General features: G+C 68.9%; 15 protein-coding genes and 1 tRNA gene. 12 read left to right on the forward strand and 4 right to left on the reverse strand.

Features of this window, described 5'->3' with window-relative positions:
• Nucleotides 1-187: 187 nt before the first annotated feature.
• The 4 genes from gltB to pyk all read left to right on the forward strand — a co-directional run bounded on the left by gltB (nucleotide 188) and on the right by pyk (nucleotide 9,382).
• Complete coding sequence (gene gltB / locus ACYVOK_RS07025; RefSeq protein ID WP_460661444.1) at nucleotides 188-4,711, forward strand: glutamate synthase large subunit; 4,524 nt, start codon at nucleotides 188-190, stop codon at nucleotides 4,709-4,711.
• Nucleotides 4,711-6,177, forward strand: a complete 1,467-nt coding sequence (locus ACYVOK_RS07030; protein WP_460661445.1) for a glutamate synthase subunit beta — start codon at nucleotides 4,711-4,713, stop codon at nucleotides 6,175-6,177. Before gltB ends, ACYVOK_RS07030 begins: the two co-directional genes overlap by 1 nt.
• Nucleotides 6,178-6,271: 94 nt before the next feature.
• Complete coding sequence (locus ACYVOK_RS07035) at nucleotides 6,272-7,825, forward strand: metallophosphoesterase family protein (protein WP_460661446.1); 1,554 nt, start codon at nucleotides 6,272-6,274, stop codon at nucleotides 7,823-7,825.
• A gap of 111 nt (nucleotides 7,826-7,936) precedes the next feature.
• On the forward strand, nucleotides 7,937-9,382 hold the full coding sequence (gene pyk, locus ACYVOK_RS07040) for a pyruvate kinase (protein WP_460661447.1): 1,446 nt from the start codon (nucleotides 7,937-7,939) through the stop codon (nucleotides 9,380-9,382).
• A 60-nt stretch (nucleotides 9,383-9,442) separates the two neighbouring features.
• Here the strand turns inward: pyk and ACYVOK_RS07045 are convergent, their stop codons facing one another.
• On the reverse strand, nucleotides 9,443-10,192 hold the full coding sequence (locus ACYVOK_RS07045) for a transcriptional regulator (RefSeq protein WP_460661448.1): 750 nt from the start codon (nucleotides 10,190-10,192) through the stop codon (nucleotides 9,443-9,445).
• A gap of 35 nt (nucleotides 10,193-10,227) precedes the next feature.
• Nucleotides 10,228-10,301: transfer RNA gene (locus ACYVOK_RS07050), tRNA-Leu, on the reverse strand.
• Nucleotides 10,302-10,489: 188 nt separating this feature from the next.
• Between ACYVOK_RS07050 and ACYVOK_RS07055 the strand changes: the two genes are divergently transcribed.
• The 6 genes from ACYVOK_RS07055 to ACYVOK_RS07080 all read left to right on the forward strand — a co-directional run bounded on the left by ACYVOK_RS07055 (nucleotide 10,490) and on the right by ACYVOK_RS07080 (nucleotide 17,254).
• Entirely contained in the window at nucleotides 10,490-11,071 is a 582-nt protein-coding gene (locus ACYVOK_RS07055; RefSeq protein WP_460661449.1) for an ANTAR domain-containing response regulator, read from the forward strand.
• A gap of 180 nt (nucleotides 11,072-11,251) precedes the next feature.
• Nucleotides 11,252-12,493 (forward strand): branched-chain amino acid ABC transporter substrate-binding protein, encoded by a 1,242-nt coding sequence (locus ACYVOK_RS07060; RefSeq protein ID WP_460661450.1) that lies wholly within the window; start codon nucleotides 11,252-11,254, stop codon nucleotides 12,491-12,493.
• 84 nt (nucleotides 12,494-12,577) lie between these two features.
• Nucleotides 12,578-13,894: a branched-chain amino acid ABC transporter permease gene (locus ACYVOK_RS07065; RefSeq protein WP_460661451.1), complete on the forward strand. Its 1,317-nt coding sequence runs from the start codon at nucleotides 12,578-12,580 to the stop codon at nucleotides 13,892-13,894.
• On the forward strand, nucleotides 13,891-15,603 hold the full coding sequence (locus ACYVOK_RS07070; protein WP_460661452.1) for a branched-chain amino acid ABC transporter permease: 1,713 nt from the start codon (nucleotides 13,891-13,893) through the stop codon (nucleotides 15,601-15,603). Before ACYVOK_RS07065 ends, ACYVOK_RS07070 begins: the two co-directional genes overlap by 4 nt.
• Nucleotides 15,600-16,541, forward strand: a complete 942-nt coding sequence (locus ACYVOK_RS07075; RefSeq protein ID WP_460661453.1) for an ABC transporter ATP-binding protein — start codon at nucleotides 15,600-15,602, stop codon at nucleotides 16,539-16,541. Before ACYVOK_RS07070 ends, ACYVOK_RS07075 begins: the two co-directional genes overlap by 4 nt.
• A complete protein-coding gene (locus ACYVOK_RS07080) occupies nucleotides 16,538-17,254 on the forward strand; it encodes an ABC transporter ATP-binding protein (protein WP_460661454.1) in 717 nt (238 codons plus the stop codon). The genes ACYVOK_RS07075 and ACYVOK_RS07080 overlap by 4 nt, the downstream gene beginning before the upstream one ends.
• A 54-nt stretch (nucleotides 17,255-17,308) precedes the next feature.
• Here the strand turns inward: ACYVOK_RS07080 and ACYVOK_RS07085 are convergent, their stop codons facing one another.
• The gene (locus tag ACYVOK_RS07085) at nucleotides 17,309-18,025 is read right to left on the reverse strand and encodes a DUF554 domain-containing protein (RefSeq protein ID WP_460661455.1); all 717 of its coding nucleotides are present in this window, start codon (nucleotides 18,023-18,025) and stop codon (nucleotides 17,309-17,311) included.
• A gap of 149 nt (nucleotides 18,026-18,174) precedes the next feature.
• Between ACYVOK_RS07085 and ACYVOK_RS07090 the strand changes: the two genes are divergently transcribed.
• Complete coding sequence (locus ACYVOK_RS07090; protein WP_460661456.1) at nucleotides 18,175-18,810, forward strand: GNAT family N-acetyltransferase; 636 nt, start codon at nucleotides 18,175-18,177, stop codon at nucleotides 18,808-18,810.
• Here ACYVOK_RS07090 and ACYVOK_RS07095 read toward each other — a convergent pair.
• Entirely contained in the window at nucleotides 18,773-19,180 is a 408-nt protein-coding gene (locus tag ACYVOK_RS07095; protein WP_460662177.1) for a hotdog fold thioesterase, read from the reverse strand. The genes ACYVOK_RS07090 and ACYVOK_RS07095 overlap by 38 nt on opposite strands.
• Nucleotides 19,181-19,312: 132 nt before the next feature.
• On the opposite strand from ACYVOK_RS07095, the gene polA reads away from it, so the two are divergent.
• The gene (gene polA, locus ACYVOK_RS07100; protein ID WP_460662178.1) at nucleotides 19,313-22,015 is read left to right on the forward strand and encodes a DNA polymerase I; all 2,703 of its coding nucleotides are present in this window, start codon (nucleotides 19,313-19,315) and stop codon (nucleotides 22,013-22,015) included.
• The last annotated feature ends 33 nt before the right edge of the window (nucleotides 22,016-22,048 follow it).

Here is a 22,048-nt window from a genome sequence, read left to right on the forward strand (position 1 = left end):
CGGAGGGGTCTTGTTGGGAAGATGGGAGACCAGGTAGTGAGCGTTTGCTTACTGTGCGTGAGAAGGCGTTGTGACGGTGGAATGGGAGTCCATCTGTCGGGCGTCATGAGGTAGTCTCGGGACTCCCGGCTTGGGCCAATGTTGTCCCGCGGCCAGTTGTTGACCGTAGGACGACGGGAGCTCCTGAATGTTTGGTCGCCCCCCATTCCCGAGCGAGGGTCTCTACGACGGACAGCACGAGCACGACGCTTGTGGTGTCGCGTTCGTCGCGACCCTGACCGGTGAACCCAGCCACGACATCGTGGCGAAGGCCTTGACCGCCCTGCGCAACCTCGAGCACCGCGGCGCTTCCGGCGCCGAACCGGACTCCGGCGACGGGGCCGGCATCCTGATCCAGGTCCCGGACGCCTACTACCGCAAGGTGTGCGACTTCGAGCTGCCGGTGCAGCGCAGCTACGCCACCGGTATCGCCTTCCTGCCGGCCGACGCGGACGACGCGGCCAAGGCGATCGCCCGGATCGAGGAGCTGGCCGCGGAGGAGAACCTGGCCGTCCTGGGCTGGCGCGACGTCCCGACCAACCCGGACCTGCTCGGCGCCACCGCCCGTTCGGTGATGCCGACGTTCAAGCAGCTGTTCGTGACCGCCAAGGCCGGCCGGGTGCTCGGCCTGGCGCTGGAGCGGATGGTGTTCCGGCTGCGCAAGCGGGCCGAGCGGGAGACCGAGACCTACTTCCCGTCGCTGTCCGGCCGGACCATCACCTACAAGGGGATGCTGACCACCGACCAGCTCGACAAGTTCTTCCCCGAGCTGACCGACCCCGACCTCGCCTCGGCGATCGGTGTCGTGCACTCGCGGTTCTCCACCAACACGTTCCCGTCCTGGCCGCTGGCCCACCCGTACCGGTACATCGCCCACAACGGTGAGATCAACACCGTCCAGGGCAACCGGAACTGGATGCGGGCCCGCGAGGCGCTGCTGGCCAGCGACCTGATCCCGGGTGACCTCGAGCAGCTCTACCCGATCTGTACGCCGGGAGCCTCCGACTCGGCGTCGTTCGACGAGGTGCTGGAACTGCTGCACCTGGGCGGCCGGTCGCTGCCGCACGCGATGCTGATGATGATCCCGGAGGCGTGGGAGAACGCCACCACGATGGATCCGAAGCGGCGCGCGTTCTACGAGTTCCACTCCACGCTGATGGAGCCGTGGGACGGCCCGGCGTCGGTGGTCTTCTCCGACGGCACCAAGGTCGGCGCGGTGCTGGACCGCAACGGCCTGCGCCCGTCGCGGTACTGGGTGACCGAGGACGGTCTGGTCGTCCTGGCGTCCGAGGCCGGTGTGCTGGACATCGACCCGGCCACGGTCACCGAGAAGGGCCGGCTCGAGCCGGGCCGGATCTTCCTGGTCGACGTCGAGGCGCACCGGATCATCACCGATTCCGAGGTGAAGAACGCGCTCGCCAACGAGCACCCGTACGACGAATGGCTGCACGCCGGCCTGATCCGGTTCGAGGACCTGCACGAGCGTGAGCACGTCGTCCACAGCCACGCCTCGGTGACCCGGCGCCAGCAGGTGTTCGGCTACACCGAGGAGGAGCTGCGGGTCATCCTCACCCCGATGGCCAAGACCGGCGCCGAGCCGATCGGGTCGATGGGTACCGACACGCCGATCGCGGTGCTGAGCCAGCGGCCGCGGCTGCTGTTCGACTACTTCGCCCAACTGTTCGCGCAGGTCACCAACCCGCCGCTGGACGCGATCCGCGAGGAGCTCGTCACCTCGCTGTCGTCGTCCCTCGGACCGGAGTCGAACCTGCTCGGCCCGAGCCCGGCGTCCTGCCGTCAGGTGGTGCTGCCGTTCCCGGTGATCACCAACGACGAGCTCGCCAAGCTGCGCCACATCAACCTGGACGGCGACATGCCGGGCCTGGCGACCACGGTGCTGCGCGGCGTGTACGACGTCGAGGGCGGCGGCGAGGCGCTGAAGGCGCGGCTCGACGAGATCTGTGCCGAGGCCGACGCGGCGATCAAGGACGGCGCCCGCATCCTGGTGCTGTCCGACCGGCACTCGAACGCGGAGAAGGCGCCGATCCCGTCGCTGCTGCTGACCTCCGCGGTTCACCACCACCTGGTGCGGGAGAAGACCCGCACCCAGGTCGGCTTGGTCGTCGAGGCCGGTGACGTGCGCGAGGTCCACCACGTCGCCCTGCTGATCGGGTACGGCGCGGCCGCGGTCAACCCGTACCTCGCGCTCGAGTCGGTCGAGGACCTGTGCCGCCAGGGCACCTACCTGCCGGGCATCGAGCCCGAGCAGGCCGTGCGCAACGTGGTGAAGTCGCTCGGCAAGGGCGTGCTCAAGGTCATGTCGAAGATGGGTGTCTCGACGGTCGCGTCGTACACCGGTGCGCAGATCTTCGAGGCGACCGGTCTGGCGCCGGAGCTGGTCGACACCTACTTCACCGGTACGTCGTCCAAGCTCGGCGGCGTCGGCCTGGACACGATCGCCGAGGAGGTACGGCGCCGGCACCTGCGGGCGTACCCGGCCGACGGCATCGTGACCGCGCACCGCAAGCTCGAGATCGGCGGCGAGTACCAGTGGCGCCGTGAGGGCGAGCCGCACCTGTTCGACCCGGAGACGGTGTTCCGGCTGCAGCACAGCACCCGGACCGGGCGCTACGACATCTTCAAGCAGTACACAGCCCGCGTCGACGAGCAGTCCGAGCGGCTGATGACGCTGCGCGGCCTGTTCGGCTTCAAGTCCGACCGGCAGCCGATCCCGGTCGAGGAGGTCGAGCCGGTCAGCGAGATCGTCAAGCGGTTCTCCACCGGTGCGATGAGCTACGGCTCGATCAGCGCCGAGGCGCACGAGACCCTCGCGGTCGCGATGAACCGGCTCGGCGCCAAGTCGAACACCGGTGAGGGCGGCGAGGACCCGGATCGGCTGTACGACCCGAACCGGCGCAGCTCGATCAAGCAGGTCGCGTCCGGCCGGTTCGGCGTGACGGCGGAGTACCTGACCAACTCCGACGACATCCAGATCAAGATGGCGCAGGGCGCGAAGCCCGGCGAGGGCGGGCAGTTGCCCGGTCCCAAGGTGTACCCGTGGGTGGCCAGGACCCGGCACTCCACGCCCGGTGTCGGCCTCATCTCGCCGCCGCCGCACCACGACATCTACTCGATCGAGGACCTGGCGCAGCTGATCCACGACCTCAAGAACGCCAACCCGCAGGCCCGGATCCACGTGAAGCTGGTGTCCGAGGTCGGCGTCGGCACGATCGCGGCCGGGGTCTCCAAGGCGCACGCGGACGTGGTGCTGATCTCCGGTCACGACGGCGGGACCGGTGCGTCCCCGCTGACGTCGCTGAAGCACGCGGGCGGTCCGTGGGAGCTCGGCCTGGCCGAGACCCAGCAGACCCTGCTGCTGAACGGGTTGCGGGACCGGATCGTCGTCCAGACCGACGGTCAGCTGAAGACCGGCCGGGACGTGATCGTCGCGGCGCTGCTCGGCGCCGAGGAGTACGGCTTCGCCACCGCGCCGCTGGTGGTGTCGGGCTGCATCATGATGCGGGTCTGCCACCTCGACACCTGCCCGGTCGGTGTCGCGACGCAGAACCCGGTCCTGCGCGAGCGGTTCTCCGGCAAGCCCGAGTTCGTGGTGAACTTCTTCGAGTTCATCGCCGAGGAGGTCCGCGAGTACCTGGCCGAGCTCGGTTTCCGGTCGCTGGACGAGGCGATCGGGCACGCCGAGGTGCTGGACGTCCGGCGCGCGGTCGACCACTGGAAGGCCGACGGTCTCGACCTGTCGCCGATCCTGCACGTGCCGGCGCTGCCGGACGGCGCTGCCCGGCACCGGACCGTCGACCAGGACCACGGTCTCGACAAGGCGCTCGACAACGAGCTGATCCGGATCTGCCGGCCGGCGCTCGACAGCGGCGAGCCGGTCCGGGCGCAGCTGCCGATCCGCAACGTCAACCGGACCGTCGGCACCATGCTCGGTCACGAGATCACCAAGCGGTACCGGGCCGCCGGCCTGCCCGACGGCACCATCGACCTGACCTTCACCGGGTCGGCCGGCAACTCGTTCGCCGCCTTCGTCCCGCGCGGTGTGACGCTGCGGCTCGAGGGCGACGCGAACGACTACGTCGGCAAGGGTCTGTCCGGCGGCCGGGTGGTGATCCGGCCGGACCGCCGGGCCCGGTTCGACGCGGCCGACCAGATCATCGCCGGCAACGTCATCGCGTACGGCGCGACCTCCGGCGAACTGTTCATCAGCGGCGGCGCCGGGCAGCGGTTCTGCGTCCGCAACTCCGGCGCGACCGCGGTCGTCGAGTCGGTCGGCGACCACGCCTGCGAGTACATGACCGGTGGGCGCGTCGTCGTACTCGGCGCGGTCGGCCGGAACTTCGCGGCGGGCATGTCGGGCGGCGTGGCCCACGTGCTCGACCTGGACCCCGCCTTGGTGAACCCGGAGCTGGTCGACCTGCATCCGGCCACCGAGGAGGAGTCCGACCTGTTGCAGGACCTGGTCCGGCGGCACCACGAGGAGACCGGTTCGGAACGGGCGGCCAAGCTGCTCGCCGACTGGCCCGCCGCAGCCGCCAGATTCACCACGGTGATGCCCCGCGACTACGCCCGGGTGCTGGCGGCCAAGGCGGCCGCCGAGCGGGACGGGCTGGACGAGGACGCCACCACGCGAGCGATGATGGAGGCCATCTGATGGCTGACCCGAAGGGATTCCTGACCACCCCGCGGGAGGTCGCCGAGCGGCGCCCGGTCGAGGAGCGGGTCAAGGACTGGAAAGAGGTCTACCCCGGTGGGCCCGGCAAGGCACTGCTGCCGATCATCACCAAGCAGGCCGGCCGCTGCATGGACTGCGGTATCCCGTTCTGCCACAACGGCTGTCCGCTGGGCAACCTGATCCCGGAGTGGAACGACCTGGTCTGGCGCGACGACTGGTCCGGTGCGATCGAGCGGCTGCACGCGACCAACAACTTCCCGGAGTTCACCGGCCGGCTCTGCCCGGCGCCGTGTGAACCGGCCTGCGTGCTCGGCATCAACCAGGAGCCGGTGACGATCAAGAACGTCGAGGTCGCGATCATCGACAAGGCCTGGGAGACCGGTGACGTCAAGCCGCAGCCGCCGGAGTGGCTGACCGGCAAGACGATCGCGGTCGTCGGGTCCGGCCCGGCCGGCCTGGCCACGGCCCAGCAACTGACCCGCGCCGGCCACACCGTCGCGGTCTACGAGCGGGCCGACGCCCCGGGCGGGCTGCTGCGCTACGGCATCCCCGAGTTCAAGATGGAGAAGGTGCAGGTCGACCGCCGCATCCAGCAGATGAAGGAGGAGGGCACCGTCTTCCGCTCCGGCGTCAACGTCGGCGTGGACGTCACCGGGACCCAGCTCAAGCAGCGGTACGACGCGGTCGTCATCGCGACCGGCGCGACCGCCGCGCGGGACCTGCCGGTGCCGGGCCGTGAGTACGGCGGCATCCACCAGGCGATGGAGTACCTGCCGCAGGCAAACAGGGTCGCGCTCGGCCAGACCGTCGAGGACCAGATCGTTGCCACGGGCAAGGACGTGGTCATCATCGGCGGCGGCGACACCGGTGCGGACTGCCTCGGCACGGCGCACCGCCAGGGCGCCCGCTCGGTCACCCAGCTGGAGATCATGCCGCGTCCCGGCGACGACCGGCCGGCCGGGCAGCCGTGGCCGACGTACCCGATGATCTACCGGGTCGCGTCAGCGCACGAGGAGGGCGGCGAGCGGGTGTACTCCGTCTCGACGGTCAACTTCGAAGCGGATGCCGACGGCAACGTGTCCGGGCTGAACCTGGTCGAGGTGGAGTTCAAGGACGGGAAGTTCACCCCGATCGAGGGCACCGAGCGGACCATCCCGGCGCAGCTCGTGCTGCTCGCGATGGGCTTCCTCGGCCCGGAGCGGGAAGGCTTCCTCGAGCAGCTCGGCGTCGAGCTGGACGAGCGGGGCAACGTGAAGCGGGACAAGAACTACCAGACCTCGGTCGAGGGCGTCTTCGCCTGCGGCGACGCCGGCCGCGGCCAGTCGCTGATCGTCTGGGCGATCGCCGAGGGCCGCTCCTGCGCCAACGGCGTCGACACCTATCTGACCGGATCGTCCACCCTGCCCACCCCCATCCCGCCGACGGCCCGCCCGCTGGCGGTCTGACCGGCGGATGAACCGGGCCGCAGGCAACGAAAGTCGTCTGCGGCCCGCCGTCGTTCGGGATGCAATGCCTTGCCCGGCCCAATACGGTTGACCCATGGCTAGCCGCCGCCTGGTGACCCGAGCCCGGCTCCGTGCGATCGCGCCGTGGGCCGCGCTCAGCCTGCTCTGGCTGGTCACGTCGCTGTCGGTCGGCCTGTTCGGGTTCGCCAACGACTCCGAGCGGGTGACGATCGGCGCGCACGCCGCGACCATCTCGCCGACGTTCGACGACCACGCCACCCTCGACCTCGGCGCCGTACTGCCGCGGCTGCGCATCCCCACCGACGCGCCGCTCGGCATCGGCGTCAACATCGACATCCAGGAGACCGACGCCGAGAACCTCACCGAACTGCTCAACCGCGACGCGCTGATCGCCTCCCAGCCCGACGGTGAGATCGCGCGGATCGAGCAGGTCGTCGGGGAGATGGCCGTCGACAACGCGGTCGCCGGCGCCGGCACCGGTCTGCTGGTCGCGGTCGTGGTCGCAACGGTCTGGACCGCACTGGGCCCACGCCGGCGACGTGAGCTGTGGGACCTCGTACACAAGCACGAACGCCGGGTCGAGCACCGGGCGATCGTCGTCCTGGTCGCGATGCTGATCACGATCGCGTCGATCTTCGGCCCGGGGCGGATCCGGCCGGCCGAAGTACCGCCGACCGAATGGCGTCCGCTGCACCAGTTGCTGCCGGAGCTGTCCTTCGACGAACGGCTGAAGCACGTCGAGGTCGCGTCCGGGTTCTCCACGACCGGAGGTGTCGGAGTCATCCGTACGGCGGTGGAGACGTACGAGCGATCCACCGAGTTCTACGGCCGGTTGCGGGAGCGGGTCAGCCGGGTCGGCGGCCGGATCCACCAGGCGGCCGAGGGCGAGACGGTCGCGTTGCTGGTGTCGGACCGGCACGACAACATCGGAATGGACCCGTTCGCCGCCGAGGTGGCGAAGGTGGCCGGCGCCAAGGTGCTGATCGACGCCGGCGACGACTCCTCGTCCGGGCAGTCGTGGGAGGTGTTCAGCATCCACTCGCTGGCGCAGCACTTCCGGGACCTGAAGGTCGTCGCGGTGGCCGGCAACCACGACGCCGGCGGGCACATCGAGGACGCGATGCGCAAGAACGGGTTCACCGTGCTGGACTCCAAACCGGTCGAGGTGGAAGGGATCCGGTTCCTCGGCGACAGCGACCCGACCCGCACCGGGCTCGGCAGCGCGGACTCGGCCGGCGACGAGACGATCGCGGAACAGTCCGAGCGACTCGCCGACGTCGCGTGCAGCCAGCCGGAGGACAAGCAGATCTCCACCTTCGTCGTGCACGATCCGTCCTCGTTCGCCGACACCGCGGCCCGCGGCTGCGCGACGCTGCTGCTGTCCGGCCATCTGCATCGCCAGGTCGGGCCGGAACACAAGGTCGTCGACGGGCGGCCGGTCACGACGTACACGAACGGGACGACCGGGGGAGCGGCGTACGCGTTCGCCCTCGGGTACACGCTGCGCCGGCCGGGCCAGGTCACGTTGATCACGTATTCGAAGGGCCGGCCGATCGGCCTGCAGACCGTCACCGCCGGGCTCGGCGGCGAGGTCACTGTCGGCGCCTACACCCCCTTGCCTTCTTGACGATTCAGCTGTCGCGGCAGGCGTCGTACCGGATCGCCTCCAGCTGTTAACCGTCCAGTAAGAGGGGTGGACCAGCGGACACAGTGGTTTGTAGGAGTAGGGTTTTGTGACGTGCGTCGCGCAAAGATCGTTTGTACGCTCGGCCCGGCTACGGCCGCCCCCGAGCGCATCCTTGAACTCGTCCAAGCAGGTATGGACGTCGCAAGGCTCAACCTGAGCCACGGCGCCCATGCCGAGCATGAGCGCATCTACCAGCGGATCCGCACCGCCGCGGCGGAGACCGGGCAGAACGTCGGCATCCTGGTCGACCTGCAGGGCCCGAAGATCCGGCTGGCCGAGTTCGCCGAGGGCAAGGTCACGCTGACCTACGGCGAGCGCTTCACCATCACCACCCGGGAGGTCCCGGGCGACGCCACCATCTGCGGTACGACGTACGACGGTCTGCCGGGTGATGTGAAGCCGGGCGACCAGCTGCTCATCGACGACGGCCGGATCGCGCTGGTCGCCGAGGAGGTGACCGAGACCGACGTGGTCTGCCGGGTCACCGTCGGCGGGCCGGTGTCGAACCACAAGGGCATCAACCTGCCCGGTGTCGCGGTCAGCGTGCCGGCGCTGTCGGAGAAGGACGCCGAGGACCTGCGCTGGGCGCTGCACCTGCCGGCCGACATGATCGCGCTGTCGTTCGTCCGGGACGCGGCCGACGTCCAGCTGGTGCACAAGATCATGGACGAGGAGGGCCTGCGGGTCCCGGTGATCGCCAAGATCGAGAAGCCGCAGGCGGTCGCCAACCTGGACGAGATCATCGAGGCCTTCGACGGGTTCATGGTGGCCCGCGGCGACCTCGGCGTGGAGCTCCCGCTCGAGGAGGTCCCGCTGGTGCAGAAGCTGATCATCGACCAGGCCCGGCTGAACGCGAAACCGGTCATCGTCGCCACCCAGATGCTGGAGTCGATGATTTCCGCGCCGCGGCCGACCCGGGCCGAGGCGTCCGACGTCGCGAACGCCGTACTCGACGGCGCCGACGCGGTGATGCTATCCGGTGAGACCAGCGTCGGCCGGTTCCCGATCGAGACGGTGAACACGATGGCGCGCATCGTCGCCTCCACCGAGCAGCACGGCCTCAGCCGGCTCAAGGAGATCGACTGGGAGCCCCGGACCAAGGGCGGCGTGATCGCCCGGGCCGCCGCGGACGTCGCCGACCGGCTCGATGCGAAGTATCTGGTCGCCTTCACCCAGAGCGGCGACACCGCGCTCCGGCTGGCCCGCTACCGCACCGAGATCCCGGTGCTCGCCTTCACCCCGGTCCCGTCGGTGAGCTCCTGGCTGAGCGTGGTGTGGGGGATCGAGACGCACATCGTCCCCACCGTCGACCACACCGACGAGATGGTCCGCCAGGTCGACCAGCGCCTGCTCGAACTCGGCAAACTCAACAAGGGCGACCTGGTCGTCATCGTCGCCGGCTCCCCACCCAGCATCCCCGGCTCCACCAACGCCCTCCGGGTCCACCGCATGGGCGACGCCATCCAAGGCATAGCCCCCGCCTACCGCAACCCGTAACCGAACCGCACATGAAGAGGCGGGCAGCCGGCGAGCTGCCCGCCTCTTCATGTGTGCGGACTAGGACTTCGGGCCGATCAACGCGTCCAGTCTGGCGACCGCATCGCGCCGGGCGACGGACAAGGCATTCGGTCGGGGCATCCGCCAGGGGATGTCGAGCAGGTCCAGCGCCCACTGGCACAGGCGCATGATGTCAGCGGACTGGTTGGAGAACAGGTAGCGCGGGTATTCGTACCGCTTCAGTCGGCCGTCGACCGTTCGGGTCGTCCAGTTCATGACTCGGCAGCCGTCGGAGTTGAACAGGCCGCGCAGGAACTGTGCGGGGTACTCGACTACAACCTCCCGCTGCCAGCCCACAAGCGCGATCGTGCGCTGGTGCTTCCGCCCGGGGCCGTGCTGAGGGAACAGACACGGCCAGTGCTTCCAGTAAGCAACAACGGACGTGTAGCCAACAGCCTGGACCCGGTACACCGGTCGGCTCATATGGACCGCCGCGATCGCAGACTCCGCTTCGTCGATGAGACGGGGGTACCTGTCGTCGCAGGCGATGCGTAGGGCGTAGACATCCCTGCGGTGCTTCGACAGGCATCCGTCGCCGAGATACAGGCCGAGCAGATACGCGTACGGCGAACGCGTCAGCTTCCCGTTGGCACACAGGGGGCAGGCGCTCAGGTAGGACCGACGATCCGGTCGATCACGCCAGTCACGGAGCGCGGCCCGGCTTACCTTGAGCCGCTTGCTGATCGAGTTGAGACTCTCGCCCGCACCCATCGCCGTACGCGCGATCTCTCGCGTCTGATCGCCGTACATGACGGAAGCTTCGCGGACGCCGCCGACAGATTCTGTGCCCTGGGTGGGACTCGAACCCACACTGTATGGTGTTTGAGACCACTATCTCTGCCGATTGGATTACCAGGGCGTTGCGCCAGGAATCCTAGCTCATCGATCGGGCCGGCCATGGCGGGGGCACGCGGAGCACCGGGCGCATTCGCGGGTGGATCGTCGACCGCATTGATCTGCTGGCCTTGCGGCCCTCCGGTCTTCGGCGCGTTGCCGTGTCGTGATCACCCTGCCCGCCGGCAGGTGGAGGGTCGATAAGGTGTGGGCGTGACTGCTAAGCGTGTGGTGATCGCTGAGGACGAGGCGTTGATCCGGATGGATCTGGCCGAGATGCTGGCCGAGGAGGGGTACGACGTCGTCGGGCAGGCCGGGGACGGGGAAGAGGCCATCCGGCTGGCGACCGAGCATCGGCCCGACCTGGTGATCCTCGACGTCAAGATGCCGAAGCTGGACGGGCTGAGCGCCGCGGAGAAGATCGCCGGCGAGCGGATCGCGCCGGTGCTGATGCTGACCGCGTTCTCGCAGCGCGAGCTGGTCGAGCGGGCCCGCGACGCCGGCGCCATGGCGTACCTGGTGAAACCGTTCTCCAAGGCCGACCTGCTGCCCGCGATCGAGATCGCCGCGTCCCGGTACGTCGAACTGGCCGAGCTGGAGCGTGAGGTCGCCGACCTGGCCGAGCGGCTGGAGACCCGCAAACTGGTCGACCGGGCCAAGTCGATCCTGCAGACGAAGTTCGGATTGTCCGAGCCGGACTCGTTCCGGTGGATCCAGAAAACCGCCATGGACAAAAGAGTTTCCATGCGTCAGGTCGCGGAGTTGGTCGTTGACGAGGCGGGCGGTAAGGACTGACTCACTCTCCGCATGCGGCGCTGAGCGGGCGTACAGCAATCACAACCTCCCACGCTGCTTACCGCTGTAACGACCTCACAACACACGCTCGGTGACGTCGCCGCGGAAGCCGCCAGAGGTCTAACCTGCGGGTGCTCGCGGCATTCGCGGGAGTCCGGGGATCTGCCGGACTATCCAGACATGGGAGGAACAGTGCAGCAGCGTTCCGTAGTACGGGTCGGCGCGTCGCTGATCGTTGCGTCGTTGGCCCTGACTGCCTGCGGTTCACGCAGTGGCGACGACTCTGGCGGGGGCTCCGGAGAAGCGACGAAGACCGCCAAGATCGGCGTGATCGCGCCTCTGTCGGGAGACCTGTCGGCGCTGGGTCTGGGTATCCAGCACTCGGTCGAGCTGGCCGTGAAGCAGGCGAACGAATCCAACGCGATCCCGGGCTGGAAGCTCGAGGTCGTGCCGAAGGACGACGAGGGCAAGCCGGAGCCGGGCAAGAACGCGGCCACCGCGCTCGCCGGTGACGCCGACGTGATCGGCGTGGTGGGCACGCTGAACACCAGCGTCAGCCAGCAGGTCCAGCCCGTCCTCGCTCCGAAGAACATCGTCCAGGTCTCGCCGGCCAACACCGGGCCGGGCCTGACCCAGGGCGCCAACTGGCAGACGGACCCGAAGCGGCCGTACCCCCACTACTTCCGCACCTGCACGACCGACGCGGTCCAGGGTCCCTTCGCGGCTCGCTACCTGTACGAGACGGCGAAGATCACCAAGGTCGCGACGATCCACGACAAGAAGGCGTACGGCCAGGGCCTGGTCGGCACCTTCACCGAGGAGTTCAAGAAGCTGGGCGGTCAGGTCGTCGCGGCCCAGACCATCAACCCGGACGACTCCAACTACCAGGCCGTGATCTCGGCGATCAAGCCGTCCGCGCCGCAGGCCGTGTACTACGGCGGTGAGTACCCGCAGGCCGGTCCGCTGTCGCAGCAGATGAAGGCCGCCGGCCTCAACGTCCCGCTGATGGGTGGCGACGGCATCTACGACCCGAAGTTCATCAGTCTGGCCGGCAAGACGAGTGAGAACGACCTGGCCACCTCGGTCGGCGCCCCGATCGACCAGCTGGAGTCGGCGAAGAAGTTCGTCGAGGACTACAACGCGGCCGGGTTCAAGGACCCGTACGCGGCGTACGGCGGTTACTCCTACGACGCGGCCAACGCGATCATCAACGCGCTGAAGGAGTCGCTGAAGGACGCGTCCGACGTCGAGTCCGCCCGCCCGAAGACCGTGGAGGCGATGAGCAAGGTCTCCTTCGACGGCGTGACCGGCAAGGTGGCGTTCGACCAGTACGGCGACACCACCTCGAAGGTGCTGACCGTGTACAAGGTCTCCGGCGGTAAGTGGTCCACCGTCGAGACCAAGGAATTCAAGTCCGAGTAAGCAGGTCGACCTCATGCCTCGGGGGTGGGAGCTGATCCTCCCGCCCCCGCGGCATGTCGGAACCGAGGCAGTTGGGAGGTCGACGTGGACCAGTTCTTCCAGCAGCTCGTAAACGGGCTGACGCTGGGATCGCTGTACGCCCTGATCGCGGTCGGGTACACCGTCGTCTACGGCATCGTGCAGCTCATCAACTTCGCCCACGGCGAGGTGTTCATGATCGGTGCGTTCGGCGCACTGACCACGTACTTGTTGTTCTTCGACGGTCAGACCGGCGTGTGGATCCTGCCGATCATGATCGTCGGTGCCATCGTCGCGTCGGTCGGCACGGCGGTGCTGATGGAACGTGTCGCGTACCGTCCCCTGCGGCACGCGCCACGACTCGCACCGCTGATCACCGCGATCGGCATCTCCGTCTTCCTGCAGGAGTTCATCCGGTTGTTCTACGAGCGGCCGGGCTGGACCGTCGTGGTGTTCGCGATGCTGGCGATCGCGCTCGGGTACTTCGTCGCCGCGCTGCTGTCGAAGGCCGAGCTCGACAACCCGGTGACCAAGTGGTACGACCGCGCCCCGCTGCTCGGCGCCGCGACCGGCGCGGTCGCGCTCTGGGTCGTGGCCCGGCTGATCGACCGGGATCTGTCCGTCGTCCTGGTGCCCGGCGTCATCATCGTCGGCGCCGCGGTCGGTGCGGCGGCCGGCTGGCTGCTGTCCATCGCCGTACGGGGCAGGGCGCGCACCGAGACCGGCACGGTCGCGGTCGTCCAGGCCGCGGCCATCGCGGTCGCGGCCGCGGAACTGGGCTGGGTGATCTTCAGGACGATCATCAGCAGCATCGAGTGGCCGAGCGCCAAGCAGCGCATCCCGTTCCCGCAGATCGAACTGGTGACCGGCAGCGCGCTGGACGTCAGCGGCGTGACGATCCAGCGGTCCGCGATCTTCACCGTCGCGGCGCTGGCGGTGTGCGCCGTACTGCTGTGGTTCTTCATCAACCGGACCCGGCTCGGCCGCGGGATGCAGGCGGTCTCGCAGGACCCGGACACCGCCCGGTTGATGGGTATCAACGTCGACCGGATCATCGTGGTCGCGTTCGCGCTCGGCGCCGTACTGGCCGCCGTCGCGGGTGTCTCGCAGGGCCTGCAGAACAACAACATCGAGTTCCGGATGGGCTTCCTGGCGGGTCTGAAGGCGTTCACCGCGGCTGTGCTCGGTGGTATCGGCAACATCTACGGCGCCGTCGTCGGTGGCTTGGTCCTCGGACTGGTCGAGGCGTTGGCCACGCAGTACGTGCCGGGTCAGTTCGGTGGCGGTTCCTGGAAGGACGTCTGGGCGTTCGTCATCCTGATCCTGGTACTGGTCTTCAGGCCGCAGGGCCTGCTCGGAGCGAGGGTGGTGGACCGGGCATGAGTCACGTGAAGACGACTCCGGAGACTCCGGAGGCGGTCGTCCAGCCGCCGGCGAAACCGATCGCGTGGCCGGCCGGCGTGGCCGGCGCGGCGCTGGTGATCGCCGGCTCCTTCCTGTCCTGGAGCTACGACCGCTCGATCCTGAACAATCTGTCGATCAACTTCTACCCGGGCGGCCTGCAGATCCTCGCGATCATCGGGGCTGTGCTCGCACTGGTCCTGCTGCTCGCGGAGCGGGGGCCGCTGACGACGCTGGGCACCTGGCTGGACGCGACCCTCGGCCTGCGGGCGCTGGGTCTCGGCCTGACGCTGTACATGGTGGGGATCGTCGTCGCGATCACGGTCGAGTCCGACGGTCTGATCAACGTCAACCCGGGCGCCTACATCTCGCTGGCCGGCGCCGCTCTGCTTCTGGTCTCGTCGCGGATGCTGCCGTTGCGGCAGCTGCGTGACCTGAGCCAGGCGAGGCTGCCGGGCTGGTCGGAGATCCTCGCCATCGCCGTGACGATGGCGGCGATCCTGTTCGGCTCGGCGTACGCGCTGGGCCTGACGGACGCGGCGTCGTTCATCCTGTGCCTGCTCTTCATCGCCACCGTGATCCTGGCACTGTTCCGGACCGGCGTGATCAGCTGGTTCGGCCACGTCGGCCAGCGGCACAAGCACGTGCTGACACTGGCGGCCTTCGTGGTCGCGTTCTTCTTCCCCTTCACCCAGAAGGGGTCGGACGCGAACATGTCGATCGCGACCCAGGTGCTGATCTTCGCGGCCACCGCGATGGGGCTGAACATCGTGGTCGGCCTGGCCGGCCTGCTGGACCTCGGCTACATCGCCTTCCTCGGGTCCGGCGCCTACGTGGCCGCGATGCTGTCGGAGTCGGCGTTCGCGACGATCGACTGGCACCCGCCGTTCCCGGTCGTGGTGCTGATCGGCGCCTGTGTGGCGGCGACGTTCGGTCTCATCATCGGGTCACCGACCCTGCGGGTCTCGGGTGACTATCTGGCCATCGTGACGCTGGGCTTCGGTGAGATCTTCCGGCTGGCGATGTTCAACCTGGACGGCATCAACGGCCCGCTGCTGACCAACGGCCCGAACGGCATCCCCGGTATCCCGGAGCTGCAGATCGGCAACTTCAACTTCGGTGACGAGCACACGGTCGCCGGGCTGGAGCTGGGCCGCTTCTCGAACTACTACTTCCTGCTGCTGATCCTGATCGCCTTCGTCATCCTGGTCTTCGCCCGGCTCAACGACAGCCGGATCGGCCGCGGCTGGGTCGCGATCCGGGAGGACGAGAAGGCCGCCGAGGCGATGGGCGTGAACGTCTTCGGCCTGAAGCTGCTGGCGTTCGCGATCGGCGCGTTCCTGGCCGGTCTGGCCGGCACCATCAAGGCGCACCAGGACGTCGCCGTCAGCCCCGACCAGTACATCTTCCTCGAGTCGGCGTTCCTGCTCGCGGCGATCGTGCTGGGCGGTATGGGCACCATCGCCGGTGTGTTGCTCGGAGCAACGATTCTGAAGCTGCTGCCGGAGAAGCTGCGGTTCTTCTCGGAGTACCGGCTGCTGCTGTTCGGTCTGACCCTGGTGCTGATGATGCGGTTCCGGCCGGAGGGCCTGGTCGCGAACCGGCGGCGGATGCTGGAGTTCCACGAAGAGGACGAGGACCTCGCCGTCGCGGTCGAGGAAGAACGCCTGATCGTCGAGGAGGCGAAATGACCGTCACCGATACGCCGTCGACGACGACCCGGCCGATCGGGCAGCCGGTGCTGGAGGCCTCCGGGGTGACCATGCGGTTCGGTGGTCTGCTGGCGGTCAACAACGTGGACCTGACCGTGCGGGAGGGCGAGATCGTCGGTCTGATCGGCCCGAACGGGGCCGGTAAGACAACGTTCTTCAACTGCCTCACGGGGCTCTACAAGCCGACCAGCGGCGCGGTCCGGTTCGCCGGCGCGCCGCGGAAGCCGAAGGCGCCGAAGCGCCAGCAGCGCGAGTCGGCGGAGGCGGTACCGGTGCAACCGCTGGGCGCGCTCACCCCGTTGCCGCCGAAGCCGCGGGCGGTCGTCCGGGCCGGAATGGCCAGGACGTTCCAGAACATCCGGTTGTTCGCGAACATGACCGCGCTGGAGAACGTCATGGTCGGCCGCTACAGCCGGACCAGTTCGGGCGCGCTCACCTCGGTCCTGCGCGGGCCGAAGTACCGGCACGAGGAGGCGGCCACCCGGGCCCGGGCCCAGGAGTTGCTCGAGTTCGTCGGCCTCGGCCGGTCGACCGAGCACCTGGCCAGGAACATGCCGTACGGCGACCAGCGGCGGCTCGAGATCGCCCGCGCACTGGCCACCGACCCGAAGCTCATCCTGCTGGACGAGCCGACGGCCGGGATGAACCCGCTGGAGACCCGGCAGGCGATGGACCTGATCTTCAAGATCCGGGACTCCGGTCTGTCGGTCGTGGTGATCGAGCACGACATGCGGTTCATCTTCAACCTCTGCGACCGGGTGCTCTGCCTGGTCCGCGGCGAGGCGCTGATCGAGGGCACGCCCGAGGAGGTGCAGTCCGATCCGCGAGTGATCGAGGCCTACATCGGCACCGGCGAGGAGGACGAGGCGGACGACCAGCGGCCGCAGGACGCCCGCGGGGAGGAGAGGCTGCCATGACGGCAATGCTCGAGGTGCGTGACCTGGAAGTTGCCTACGGCAAGATCGTCGCGGTGAAGAAGATCAGCTTCAGCGTGGAGCAGGGCCAGGTGGTGACGCTGATCGGCACCAACGGCGCCGGCAAGACCACCACGCTGCGGACGATCTCGGGTCTGCTCCGGCCGGTGTCGGGCGAGATCCTGTTCCAGGGCGAGCCGATCCACCACGTCGCCGCGCACGACATCGTGGCCAGAGGGCTGGCGCACTCGCCGGAAGGGCGGCGGATCTTCCCCCGGCTGTCGGTCGAGGAAAACCTGCTGCTCGGCGCGTTCGCCCGCAAGGACGCGGCCGGGATCCGGGCCGACCTGGACGCGGCGTACGACCTGTTCCCGATCCTGGGGGAGCGGCGCAAGCAGCCGGCCGGGACGTTCTCCGGTGGTGAGCAGCAGATGCTGGCGATGGGCCGGGCGATGATGAGCCGGCCGAAGCTGCTGATGCTCGACGAGCCGTCGATGGGTCTGTCGCCGATCATGATGAAGCGGATCATGTCGACGGTGACCGAGTTGCAGCAGCAGGGTACGACGATCCTGCTGGTGGAGCAGAACGCCCAGGCGGCGCTGAAGCGGGCCGACTACGGGTATGTGCTCGAGGTCGGCAAGATCGTGTTGTCCGGCACCGGAAACGACCTGCTCGTCAACGACGAGGTCCGCAAGGCCTACCTCGGCGAGGACTGAGCAGCAGGAGTTGCCGCGAGAGCCCTGGTCCCCTCGGCGGGACCGGGGCTCTCGTCAGGTCCGGACGACGACCAGGAGTTGCACCAGCAGCGGCGCGACGATCAGGGCGGGCAGCAGGTCGGCCACCGAGATCTGCTTGAGCTTCAGCAGCCGCAGCGCGACGCCGATCAGCATCACGCCGCCGGTCGCCCCCAGCGCGGTCACATGGGCCTCCGGGAGTACGTCGCCGAGCACCGCACCGACCGCGGTCATCAGGCCCTGGACGACGAGAACGACGAGGGCGGAGGCGGTCACGCCCCAGCCGAACGACGCGGCGAAGGCGATCGACGCGAACCCGTCCAGGACGGACTTGAGGAACAACTGGTCGGCGCCGCGACCGAGTCCGTCGGACAGTGCGCCCAGGAACGTCAGCGGCCCGACGCAGAACACCATCGACGCGGTCACGAACCCCTCGACGAACGTGCTCTGCCCTTCGCCACGGTCGAACCGGCGCTGCATCCAGGCCCCGAAGCCCTCGAGCCGCTCCTCGATCCGCAGCAGCGATCCGGCGATCCCGCCGATCAGCATGGCGCCGAGCACGATCAGCACCGGAGCGCTGTCGCCGACCGCGTCGCTGAGCACCTGGTCGCCGACGGTGAGTGCCGACGTGATCGCGATCAGCAGCGTGACCAGGCCGAGAGCGTCGGTGACGAGGTCACGGGTGCGGTGACTGAGCCGATGGCCGATGAGTACGCCGAGTGTCGATCCGAGCAGAACCGTCGCGACGTTCACGACAGTACCGATTCCGATGAACAAACCTGGTCTCCGATCAGCCCGGGGGGCAGCTTTGCAAGTGACCCCCAAGGGCCTACTGTTGCGCGAGGACGAGCGTATCCGCACGTCCCGTTCACCTCGGGGGTGGACCAGACCAGGAGGTCGCTGTGGCAGCAGCCATCGGGGTGAGGGACGCCCAGCGGGGCGACGCCGGTGCCTTGGTCGCGTTGTGGCGTGAGCTGTCCACCGGTTCCGGTCACCCGCCGCGGTTGCCGGCGACGCCGACGGTGGCCGCGGTCGAGGTTGCCGTGAGCAAACACCTCGACGACCCGTTCGGCCGGCTGCTGGTCGGCGAGCTGGACGGCGCGGTCCACGGGATGGCCTATCTACGCCGTACGGCGGTCAGCCCGCTGCACGACGACTTCACGGTCACGGTGGAGTACCTGCACGTCAGCGACACCGCCCGCCGGCACGGTCTCGGCAAGGCGCTGATCGCGGAGGCGGTCGCCTGGGCCGAGCACGAGAGCTGTACTCACCTGGCCGCGGTCGCGCCCGCGGTCGCCCGCGAGGCGAACCGGTTCCTCGCCCGGCTGGGGCTCGGGCAGGCCGGCGTACTGCGGTTCGCCGCCACCCACACCGTCCGCCGCCGGCTGGCCGCCGAGCACGCGCCGAACCTGCTGGCCCTGCTGTCGTCGCGACGGTCCGTGATCGCCCGCCGTGCCCAGTCAGCCGCCCGCGCGGTGCCGACCGCGACCCCGGACGACGTCAGCTACCCGGCGGCGCCTGGATCAGCTGGCACGTGATCCGGGCGGTGCAGACCCGCTTGTCGCGCTCGTCGGTGACGACCACCTCGTACGACGTCGTCGTACGGCCCAGGTAGATCGGTGTGGCGACGCCGGTCACCACGCCGTCGCGGACCGCGCGGTGGTGGGTGGCGTTGATGTCGACGCCGACCGCGACCTTGTCGCACGTCGCCGCGTGCAGGGCGGAGCCGATCGAGCCGAGGCTCTCGGCGAGCACGCAGGACGCGCCGCCGTGCAGCAGCCCGTACGGCTGGGTGTTGCCCTTGACCGGCATGGTCGCGACGACCCGCTCCGGGGTCGCCTCCGTGACAACAATTCCCATGAGCTGCAGGAGAGTTCCCTCTACGCCCATGCCCGGTCCGAGATTCATCTGGTCAGTCACGCAAGCAGACTACGCGGGCGGGTCGGAACGGCCTGTCCGGGGCGGCGGGGCGGGGAAGGGAAAAGTGTCGGCGGGAACCACTAGAGTCGGTGTGTGGCTCCAGAAACCAACACCTCGACGATGACCAAGGACACTCCGCAGCCGGGCGCCGGCCGGCCGCGGATCCTGCTGCTGGACGGGCACTCGCTGGCGTACCGGGCGTTCTACGCGCTGCCGGTGGAGAACTTCTCCACCACCACCGGGCAGCACACCAACGCGGTGTACGGGTTCACCTCGATGCTGATCAACATGCTCCGGGACGAGCAGCCGACCCATGTCTGCGTCGCGTTCGACGTGTCCCGCAAGACCTTCCGCTCCGAGCAGTACGCGGAGTACAAGGCCGGCCGGTCGAAGTCGCCGGACGAGTTCAGCGGGCAGATCTCGCTGGTCAAGGAGGTGCTGGAGGCGCTCCGGATCCCGACCACCGAGATCGACGGGTGGGAGGCCGACGACATCATCGCCACGCTCGCCACCCAGGCGGCCGAGCAGGGCTTCGAGGTGCTGATCAGCAGCGGTGACCGGGACGCGTTCCAGCTGGTCAGCGACGACATCACCGTGCTGTACCCGAAGCGCGGCGTGTCCGAGATCGCCCGGATGGACCCGGCCGCGGTCGAGGAGAAGTACGGCGTGACGCCGCGGCTCTACCCGGATCTCGCGGCGCTGGTGGGGGAGTCGAGCGACAACCTGCCCGGTGTGCCCGGGGTCGGGCCGAAGACGGCCGCCAAGTGGCTGAACCAGTTCGGCTCGCTGAACGACGTGGTCGACCGGGTGAACGAGATCAAGGGCAAGGCCGGTGAGTCGCTGCGCGAACACCTGGCTTCGGTGATCCGGAACCGGCAGATCAACGAACTGGTCCGCGACCTGACCCTGGACGTCACGGTGGACGACCTGGTCCGGCAGCCGTGGGACCGGGAGAAGGTGCACACGCTGTTCGACAGCCTGGAGTTCCGGGTGCTGCGGGAGCGGCTGGTCGCCGAGCACGAGGAGGTCGACGCGACCGTCGACCACGGCTTCGAGCTGGACGGCGTACAACTGAAGCCGGGTGAGGTGGCGGCCTGGATCAAGGAGCACGTCAGCAGCGGCGAGCGGGTGGGCGTCGCGGTGCAGGGCAGCTGGGGCCGCGGCACCGGCGAGATCACCGGCCTGGCGCTGGCGAACGCCTCGGGCGCGGCGGCGTGGTTCGACCCGACCACGCTGACGCCGGACGACGACGCGGCCTGGCAGGCCTGGCTCGCCGACCCGAAGCAGCCGAAGGCGCTGCACGACGCGAAGGGCCCGCTGCTCGGCTTCCTCGAGCGCGGCTGGACGCTGGCCGGGTTGAGCTCGGACACCCAGCTGAGCGCGTACCTGGTGCGCCCTGACCAGCGGTCGTACGACCTGGCCGACCTGACCGTGCGGTACCTCAAGCGCGAGCTGCGCAACGAGGAGGCCGACAACGGGCAGCTGAGCTTCGACGACGTCGAGGGCGGTCCGGCCGCGGACGCGACCATGCTGCGTGCCCGTGCGATCGCCGACCTCGCCGACACGCTGGACGCGGAGCTGGAGAAGCAGGCCGGGACCACGTTGCTGGCCGACGTGGAACTGCCGCTGATCGACGTCATCGCCGGCATGGAGCGGGACGGTATCGCCGTCGACCGGCCGTACCTGGAGGAGCTCGAGGAGCGGTTCGCCACCGGTGTGCGGGACGCCGCCACGGCGGCGTGCGAGGTGATCGGCAAGGAGATCAACCTCGGGTCGCCGAAGCAGTTGCAGGTGGTGCTGTTCGACGAGCTGCAGATGCCGAAGACGAAGCGGACCAAGACCGGCTACACCACCGACGCGGACTCGTTGCAGGCGCTGTTCGAGAAGACCGAGCACCCGTTCCTGGCGTACCTGCTGGCGCACCGGGACGCGAGCCGGCTGCGCCAGACCGTCGAGGGGCTGTTGAAGACGATCAGCCCGAAGGACGGCCGGATCCACACCACGTTCAACCAGACCATCGCGGCGACCGGCCGGCTCAGCTCGACCGACCCGAACCTGCAGAACATCCCGATCCGGACCGAGGAGGGCCGCCGGATCCGGCAGGCGTTCGTCGTCGGCGAGGGCAACGAGTCGCTGATGTCGGCCGACTACAGCCAGATCGAGATGCGGATCATGGCGCACGTCTCCGGTGACGAGGGGCTGATCTCGGCGTTCAACTCCGGGATGGACTTCCACTCGGTGACCGCGTCCCGGGTGTTCTCGGTCGAGCCGTCGGCGGTGACGCAGGAGCAGCGGGCGAAGATCAAGGCGATGAACTACGGCCTGGCGTACGGCCTGTCGGCGTACGGGCTGAGCCAGCAGCTGAAGATCGGCGTGGACGAGGCCCGCGGGCTGATGGACGAGTACTTCGAGCGCTTCGGTGGGGTCCGCGACTACCTGCGGTCGATCGTGATCGACGCCGGCAAGAGCGGGTACACCGAGACGATCCTCGGGCGCCGGCGCTACCTGCCGGACCTGACCAGCGACAACCGGCAGCGGCGTGAGATGGCCGAGCGGATGGCGCTCAACGCACCGATCCAGGGGTCGGCCGCGGACGTGATCAAGATGGCGATGCTGAAGGTCGACCGGTCGCTGCGCGAGTCCGGGCTGAAGTCGCGGATGCTGCTCCAGGTGCACGACGAACTCGTCTTCGAGATCGCTCCCGGCGAATGCGAGGCCCTCGAGGAACTCGTCCGCCGCGACATGGGCCGCGCCGTGGAGATGGCCGTCCCCCTCGACGTCTCCGTAGGCATAGGCCGCACCTGGCACGAAGCCGCCCACTGACCCGTACCCCCCACCTGCCCCCGGCCTGTCGGT

The organism is Kribbella swartbergensis (assembly GCF_054784135.1).

Excerpts from the sequence above, each read along its gene's own strand:
- gltB (WP_460661444.1), top strand. The coding sequence starts at position 188 with ATGTTTGGTCGCCCCCCATTCCCGAGCGAGGGTCTCTACGACGGACAG.
- ACYVOK_RS07030 (WP_460661445.1), top strand. The coding sequence starts at position 4,711 with ATGGCTGACCCGAAGGGATTCCTGACCACCCCGCGGGAGGTCGCCGAG.
- ACYVOK_RS07035 (WP_460661446.1), top strand. The coding sequence starts at position 6,272 with ATGGCTAGCCGCCGCCTGGTGACCCGAGCCCGGCTCCGTGCGATCGCG.
- ACYVOK_RS07045 (WP_460661448.1), bottom strand. The coding sequence starts at position 10,192 with ATGTACGGCGATCAGACGCGAGAGATCGCGCGTACGGCGATGGGTGCG.
- ACYVOK_RS07060 (WP_460661450.1), top strand. The coding sequence starts at position 11,252 with ATGGGAGGAACAGTGCAGCAGCGTTCCGTAGTACGGGTCGGCGCGTCG.
- ACYVOK_RS07070 (WP_460661452.1), top strand. The coding sequence starts at position 13,891 with ATGAGTCACGTGAAGACGACTCCGGAGACTCCGGAGGCGGTCGTCCAG.
- ACYVOK_RS07075 (WP_460661453.1), top strand. The coding sequence starts at position 15,600 with ATGACCGTCACCGATACGCCGTCGACGACGACCCGGCCGATCGGGCAG.
- ACYVOK_RS07080 (WP_460661454.1), top strand. The coding sequence starts at position 16,538 with ATGACGGCAATGCTCGAGGTGCGTGACCTGGAAGTTGCCTACGGCAAG.
- ACYVOK_RS07095 (WP_460662177.1), bottom strand. The coding sequence starts at position 19,180 with ATGAATCTCGGACCGGGCATGGGCGTAGAGGGAACTCTCCTGCAGCTC.
- polA (WP_460662178.1), top strand. The coding sequence starts at position 19,313 with ATGACCAAGGACACTCCGCAGCCGGGCGCCGGCCGGCCGCGGATCCTG.